This is a genomic window from Lysinibacillus sp. NPDC093688 (assembly GCF_050280145.1).
Taxonomy (GTDB): Bacteria; Bacillota; Bacilli; order Bacillales_A; family Planococcaceae; genus Lysinibacillus; species Lysinibacillus xylanilyticus_B.
Genome location: NZ_JBNNUX010000080.1, coordinates 1 through 7,389 on the forward strand (window position 1 = coordinate 1; position 7,389 = coordinate 7,389).

The following is a 7,389-nucleotide window of genomic DNA, read 5'->3' on the forward strand; positions in this document are numbered from 1 at the left end:
GGGGATTAGCAATAGAGGAACGAAGGCTAAAAGCATCACATCCTGTGATAACGCCTTCGTGACCAACATCGTGTTGGCCCGAGACCCTGGAGCGAAGCGAAGCGGCTCATCGGACGCCCCCAGGAAAGCGCCCAGTCGGAACGGAAATCAACCCTACGTTATGATAGCGAGCCATATAGTAGAGAAAGTTCCATAATTTTAGCATCGTTAATAGAACAAAAATATAGTAATTTATATCTATAAATCTTTTATTAATTCGATAGATTTTTATTATAAATTTATTTTAAGAAGAGGTTTTTAATATGTTGTTACGTAAAGCAGCTCCAATAATGCTTGGTTTTAGTATGGCTCTATGGACAAATACTTCTTTCAATCCAAATAAGTCAGCCCGTTCGAATGTAACAAAGACACAAAAAGCTTTGTCACTATCCAGCTTTCAAAGTGACTATAAAATGAAATGGCATCGAGTAGCGACGGACTATTCCGCATTTTCCCTCGTAGGAAAACATAATTCTAACGAGGTTGGAGGATATGAAACACATACTGGGCATAGCGTATTTGGCATTCGTATCGGTGCTAATCGAATAGATGTAAATACAAAATACGGTCTTCCGCTTAAAGCCATTCACTATGAAAATACAAGCTATTTGCTCGATTACAACGATTGTGAAGGTAATACTACACACGCGACCTATTTCATTGATGATTACTATGTTACTTTTTTCTATGATTTACACAAAAACAATATTGTTCGTTCTATCATTTGGATTAATGCCAAAACAGAATTAAGTAAACGTGGTTATTATAGTAAGCCTTCCAACGAACTACGAACAGGACTTGAAGATTTAATGGTTGACCTTATTAACCATGAGCGAGTTATAGAAGGTTTGCAACCACTCATTTATGACAAAGAATCTAATCCTATTGCTCGACAGCATAGTAACAATATGATCACACATCAATTTTTTAGTCATGAAGATCATAAAGGTAATCATTCCAACGACCGCCTCACTGCTGGTGGAGTTAATTACTATTGGTATGGCGAAAATATAGCACAAGGTCAGCACAATAGTATTTTTGCCCATGAAGCACTGATGAATTCAAAAGGACATCGTATCAATATTTTAAGGCAAGAGTTTACACATATTTTTGTTGGTGTTTGCTTTAAAGATAACGGTGCACCCTATTATACGGTTAACTTTTATTCTAAGTAGTTTGAATGGTGAAGTTAATCTTCATGACCAATATATACACAAAAAATCTCTATGCAGAAATCTATTGCATAGAGATTTTTTGCACTCTTATAATAACCGTTATCTGGAATATTCAACTAAGAGTCTTCTGTAACCACAGAAAATATTTGTTGCTGTCGCTTCGCTTTCGCACAGAAAAAAACATTTGTTGCTGTCGCTTCGCTTTCGTACAGAAAACACCTCTGCCCCAAGCATCAATTGGGAACGAAATCATCTCCTCGTTATAGCGGCAATTCTATTTTCTAAATTTTTTTACTTTTTTTGTTATTCTGACATATAATTTTTTGACTAATTATTTTATAATAAAATTTAACATAGTCAAGCCATCAATTCTTCTGTTATAATACTGATAATTTACATCCATCCTGTATTAATACAGTGATAATAAATGCTTTTCACAAAATGGGGATTATGAGAAAAGCGCTACAATGCATTCTTGAATGGATGACAATGTAGCCTACACAAAAAGGGGTTGGGAGATTTGGGTATTTTAAAGGGGTTAAAAATTCTCGATTTTTCTGCATTACTACCGGGGCCAATGGCGACAATGATATTTGCTGATTTAGGCGCAGAGGTTATTCACGTTGAATCCTCAAAGCGCGTAGATTTAACGCGTATTATGCCTCCTTACGACGATGATCATGAGGCGTATATTCATCAACATTTGAATCGCTCTAAAAAGTCATTAACATTAAATTTAAAATCGCCTGAAGCTATAGAAATTGTGAAGTCACTCGTTAAAGAGTACGACATAATTATCGAAGGATTTCGACCTGGTGTCATGCAACGGCTTGGCATTGGCTACGAAGCTCTAAAAGAAGTAAATCCTAAGGTTATATATTGTGCCATTACAGGCTATGGACAAACCGGACCATTTAGCAATCGGCCAGGACATGACAATAACTATTTATCATTAGCTGGCTTACTCGATTATTCACGCCATAAAGATAAAAAACCTGTCTCCATGGGTGTTCAGCTCGCTGATATTGCTGGAGGCACGATGCATGCGGCAATTGGAGTACTCGCTGCTGCTTTACATCGTGAAAAAACAGGTGAAGGACAATACATTGATATAAGTATGACCGATGCTGTATTTTCGCTCAATGCTATGTATGGATCTGCCTATATTGGCGGTGGTCGCGTGCCTCAGCCCGAGCAAGAAATTTTAAACGGTGGCAGCTACTATGACTTTTACAAAACAAAGGATGGTCGATTTTTCTCGGTAGGAAGTCTTGAGCCTCAATTCCGCAAATTGCTTTGTGAAGCGCTTGATATTCCCGAGCTCATTGATAATACTTTTAATGATTCATACTATACACAAATTCGTTTTAAAGAAGCCGTCCATGATGCATTCTTATCAAAAACTTACGAAGAATTGCTTGAAGTGTTTAACGAGGATTTCGAGGGATGTGTCGAACCAGTATTAACGTTTCCAGAAGCATGCGAGCATCCTCAACTCAAAGCTCGTAACATGATTGTTGATATTCCCAAAAGCGACGGTACTACGCAAAAACAAATTGCATCTGCGTTTAAGTTTGATGGTGTTCAACCGCAATACAAACATGTCGGTGCTAAGCTTGGAGAGCATAACGAGGAAGTGTTGTCTTCACTTGGCTATAGTGTCGAGCAAATTGCAGACTTACAGGACAAAGGAGTTTTAGAATAATATCCGCACAAAATTAAAAGAGTGTCTAATGCTGCATTTAACACACACATTAGACACTTTTTGTATTTCTAATCAATTATGCCTCTGCATAATTGTGTCCGGAATCGGCTGAAAGCAGTTAAACATATGCACTTATAAAGACACGTAACTTTTCGAAATGATCGTCAATGAGTAAATATTTTTTATATATTTCCATTAATTTTTCAAAAAGCTCGTACTGCTCCGTTACAAATAACACCTTTAAAATATTGAGCATATGCAAGGATGCGCTCTGTGCCACCAAAGAGTAAGGTATTTCTGGCTGACGATAATGTTGGCGCCACTCTTCCACAGACAAGCCAATATGCTGTAATGAATTATTAACATGTAGAGCAATATCCTGCTGAACTGACGCTTCAATCGCAATAAATTGTTCATTACTATAGTTGTTCTGTACTAAAGCAGCATGTATTTTTTTATTGGATGCTAGTACATGGTCCTTTAAAAGCTGAAGCCCCTCTTGATAACGCTCCATTTTTACATACTGATCGAGTAATACTGCATACAAGTTTTCTAAAAAATTTAGTTCATAATTTTTTATAATGGCAGGAGGCGTTGGCTTGCGATTCGGCAATAACTCCTTATATTCCAACAAAATCTCTATCGCGTAATTATTAAGTCGTTCATCTTCTAATAAGTACTCACCGTAGTGAATAACAGTTTCAGGATTCTTCTCCTTGTGCGCTATATGAAACAGAAGATAGGCAATCAGAACTTTTTCTTTCTCTGTTAATGCATACATCGAATAACGCCAATCCGCTTCAAAGGAAGTAATTAGAGTTTTAACGCATGAATACTCTCCTTCAGATAGACGATAATGCGTTACAATTTGGTAAAGATGTAACTGCTTTTTTGCTAAACAAGTAGCATTATAGTTATCCACGTGAGTTATACACTTATCCAGAGTTCCTCTGTAATTATTCACAAAGTTATCCACATATCCACAAACTTTTCTTGTGGATTGTTCAATATGACCCATCATTTCATGAATAAATGTGAATTGTTCTAATGGTTTGTGGATAAACAGTGAATAAACTTTTTTCATGAAAAGCCAATGCCAAAATTGAGCATCTTCTTTATAAATCATATGCACTAAATATTCATCTTCAAATTTATATAAAAATATAGTTTGTAGTTCGTTGACTGGCATTGTAATTTGCATTCGCTTCCCGAAAATTAGCCAGATTAATCGCTCTAAGTCCATTGTATGCTGTGCAAAAAGCTGATCAAAAAAGGTCTCCTTGCCTTTTTGCGTATAAAAAAAAGCATTGAGACGTTCATTCACAAATTCAGTATCCAAACCATACTTGGTAAAAAAAGTTTGCATCTCTATCGTTACACGACCCCAATATTTTCGCGCAGTTGAAAACGCAATATTCATCGCAGCTTCCTCATTCACTAAAAATAATTTCGGTGAAAGTGCAGTACCTAGAATTTTCGGGTCTGCCGGTGAATCACTCTCTGCCTCTAACCATTTTGACAGTAATTTTTCAGCACCCTTTTCACCACTTTTTTTATATGTCATGAATAACTGCTCATCACAATCCAACAGCATGCAACTGGAGCCCCCCATCAAATTCAACCAACAACGATCTTCCCCTATTCTGTAGAATACTTGCCAAATTTTTTAACACTCTTTCTTCAATATAACAAATCTTATCCATCATATGCTAAAAAATCGTAATATGCATAAAAGAAGACAACAAAAGTATTCGTGCAAAATCGACAACTTCAGCTACAGCAGCATAAAAAAAGCCATCTATAAAGGGTAAATACCTCATAGATGGCTTAAAAAATTCAGTTTGCGGTTTAAAAGAAAAACGGCAAATGAGCTCATTGGACAATCACTCATAAGTTGGTAGCCCCTTTTAACATTAGCTCTATCAAAGCTAGCGCCATAGTTCGCACAACTAAAGAAAGCTATGCATCATTCACCAATACAATCAGGAAAAATTAATTTTCACAACAGTAGACGAGCGACCAATAAAATAGTTACGAATGCAGAGCGGCAGGGGCCAGGTCAAATTTTTGAGGGATGTTTCTGCATCGAAAACGCACAACAATGTTTATCTGCCCCAAAAACGAAACTCCCCCACTTGCTAGAATTTATTCCTCACCAAAATAAAGGATACTTTCGCGTTTCACGTAGATTATTTATCATAAGACCAAAAAATACGATAATGAGAGCACCAATAAGAACGGGCATTACTAGATAGCTCCATCCATAGCCTCCTAAAATAATAATAATCGGATTTGCTCCTGCAGGGGGATGAATGATTCCTAATAGGGCCATAAAAAAAATGGTTAAACCTACGCCAATGCTAATGGAGACAATGCTCGTCCCTAGCAGCGAATACATGATCAAGCCGACAAAGGCTGAAATTAAATGACCTCCAATAATATTTCGAGGTTGGGATAACGGCGCATTCCAAACGACAAACACGAGTACACAGCTCCCACCAAGTGACGCCATTAACCATGGAGCCCCTGTATAGTTCGTCAACCAAAGCAATACGGAAATACATATTAATCCACCGATTGCACCTGTTATAGCATCAGCAAAATTTGTTCGTGAAGGAGCATGTCCCTCACCTTTCATCTTGGATATGTATGTTTTAATAGGGCTCGTTTTTTCTCTCTTGCCCTCCAAACGTACGAAATCAGCCATAAGTCACCTTCTTTTCTATCCAAATTTCTATAGAATCTTTCGATTTTTTGTATAATCTAAGCTTGTTCTATTATAACACTACTAAATAGAATTCAATTTCTAAATGTCGAATTTTAGACACATTTTTAATAGTATCTAACTCAGTTGTTTTTCGCCCTATAGCAAAAAAGCAAACTATGAAATTTTCTAGTTTGCTTTTTTTCGATATGCATTTAATCATATTGTTTTTTCACTGGTTTATAAATTCGTGCTTTTTTCAGTACTGTTTTAGGTACTTGGAAGGTTGCGGTTACGACGCCTGGATGACGACCAATTTCAATCGATCCTGTAATTGTCGCTCGATTCATAACCTCTGGCTCGCTCATCTCAAAAAGCCTTGCAGCGCGGCTGATAGCATTAGTTGTTGCTTCATTTAACGATGTTCCTGAGCCAACAACTGATACAGGGAATGCGTCCTCCACTTGCTTAACGCCAAATTCCTCTGCAAGCTCACGGGCACGACGTTTCTCTTCCTTTGTAAAAGGTTTAGCCGTATAAGGTAAATCCTCTGTATTTGGCAATAAAATAGGGCCATCCAAAGCTACTTTTTTCAATACACTTACCTGAAGCTGAACTATACCAGCAACATCCGTTGTATGTCCCGCAATTTCACCGTCCCCTTGCATTGCGTGCATATCACCAATATACACACCGCCACCTGGAACCTTTACTGGGCAAATAATGGTTGCCCCCTCACGAACACGACTAATATCCATATGGCCATCTGTACGGTGTGTATCTAATTCCGACTGCGTAAATGAATATTCATGGGGTGCACCGATTAAAAACGAACCAAAATCGCCAGCATTGTGGGAGTCTGGCATTGCCTTTGAAGGTGTCGTTCCAAGCTGCCCTAAAAACGGGCGCATTCTTGCCATAACACCAATCAAATCACTTGGTGCTAACGCAACCACAGGATTTTGCACAGAATTTTCAGGTGTACGCATATAATTTTTCGCATCAAGTGCAATACGTCGAGCTCCTTCTCGCCCAACAGTAACACCAATATTACCCTTATGATCTAACGCCATAGTATAGCCATTCGTCATGTTAAAGGGTGATGTTTCAGTATCACATGTCGAACAGCGAATAGCCTGCCGTCCTATCCCTTTGACAACTGTATTAGGATGAAGCTTACCACAGCCTGGGCATTTTACTGATACGAATGGATCCCCAATGAATCGATCTACAATTACCTCATCGTGCCCAGATGCTGTTGCTACAGATGTTACCTGTAGTGATTTAATCTTGATAACAATGGCGTCTCCTACCTCTGCACCTTCTACAAATACAGGCTTTGTTACTTCATGTCCACCACGAATCGTGGGTGTTAGCATCGGGCCCCAACAGCCTGGTGTCGTATTAGCAATGATTGTTCCACCATCTTTGACAGGTCCAAGCATTTTCTGTTGTGGATCTAAAATACCATCTATGAACTCATTTACGAATAATGTTTCGACGGCTTGCGGCTGCTGTACAAGATCTTCATTTTGTATTTCTTCTTTTTCTAGTACATGCAATTCGTTTATCATTTTTTCGTCACGCCCCTAGTTTTTATTTTATGTATATTGATTTTTGATCAATTATGCCTCGGCATAATTGCGTCCGGAATCGGCTTTGTACTTAGGGCTGCACGAGGGCCGACACGATGTCGGTCATTTCGGTAATGCCACAGGACGTGGCGTTTTTACCGATGCAGGTCAGTTAGTCGTTATCGCATGGAT

5 protein-coding genes are annotated in these 7,389 nt (G+C 38.3%); 2 read left to right on the forward strand and 3 right to left on the reverse strand.

Features of this window, described 5'->3' with window-relative positions; all coding sequences use genetic code 11:
• Positions 1-302 precede the first annotated feature (302 nt).
• Complete coding sequence (locus ACQKN2_RS24810; protein WP_427417296.1) at positions 303-1,214, forward strand: CAP-associated domain-containing protein; 912 nt, start codon at positions 303-305, stop codon at positions 1,212-1,214.
• 520 nt (positions 1,215-1,734) lie between these two features.
• Positions 1,735-2,919 (forward strand): CaiB/BaiF CoA transferase family protein, encoded by a 1,185-nt coding sequence (locus tag ACQKN2_RS24815; protein ID WP_427417297.1) that lies wholly within the window; start codon positions 1,735-1,737, stop codon positions 2,917-2,919.
• A 118-nt stretch (positions 2,920-3,037) separates the two neighbouring features.
• On the opposite strand, the gene ACQKN2_RS24820 is transcribed toward ACQKN2_RS24815, so the two are convergent.
• The 3 genes from ACQKN2_RS24820 to ACQKN2_RS24830 all read right to left on the reverse strand — a co-directional run bounded on the left by ACQKN2_RS24820 (position 3,038) and on the right by ACQKN2_RS24830 (position 7,197).
• Positions 3,038-4,513, reverse strand: a complete 1,476-nt coding sequence (locus ACQKN2_RS24820; RefSeq protein WP_427417298.1) for a hypothetical protein — start codon at positions 4,511-4,513, stop codon at positions 3,038-3,040.
• Between the two features lie 558 nt (positions 4,514-5,071).
• Entirely contained in the window at positions 5,072-5,626 is a 555-nt protein-coding gene (locus tag ACQKN2_RS24825; protein WP_427417299.1) for an HPP family protein, read from the reverse strand.
• 212 nt (positions 5,627-5,838) lie between these two features.
• On the reverse strand, positions 5,839-7,197 hold the full coding sequence (locus ACQKN2_RS24830; protein WP_427417300.1) for an acetamidase/formamidase family protein: 1,359 nt from the start codon (positions 7,195-7,197) through the stop codon (positions 5,839-5,841).
• Positions 7,198-7,389 lie beyond the last annotated feature (192 nt).

Coding starts and splice junctions, on each gene's coding strand:
- ACQKN2_RS24810 (WP_427417296.1), top strand. CDS start 303: ATGTTGTTACGTAAAGCAGCTCCAATAATGCTTGGTTTTAGTATGGCT.
- ACQKN2_RS24825 (WP_427417299.1), bottom strand. CDS start 5,626: ATGGCTGATTTCGTACGTTTGGAGGGCAAGAGAGAAAAAACGAGCCCT.
- ACQKN2_RS24830 (WP_427417300.1), bottom strand. CDS start 7,197: ATGATAAACGAATTGCATGTACTAGAAAAAGAAGAAATACAAAATGAA.
- ACQKN2_RS24820 (WP_427417298.1), bottom strand. CDS start 4,513: ATGCTGTTGGATTGTGATGAGCAGTTATTCATGACATATAAAAAAAGT.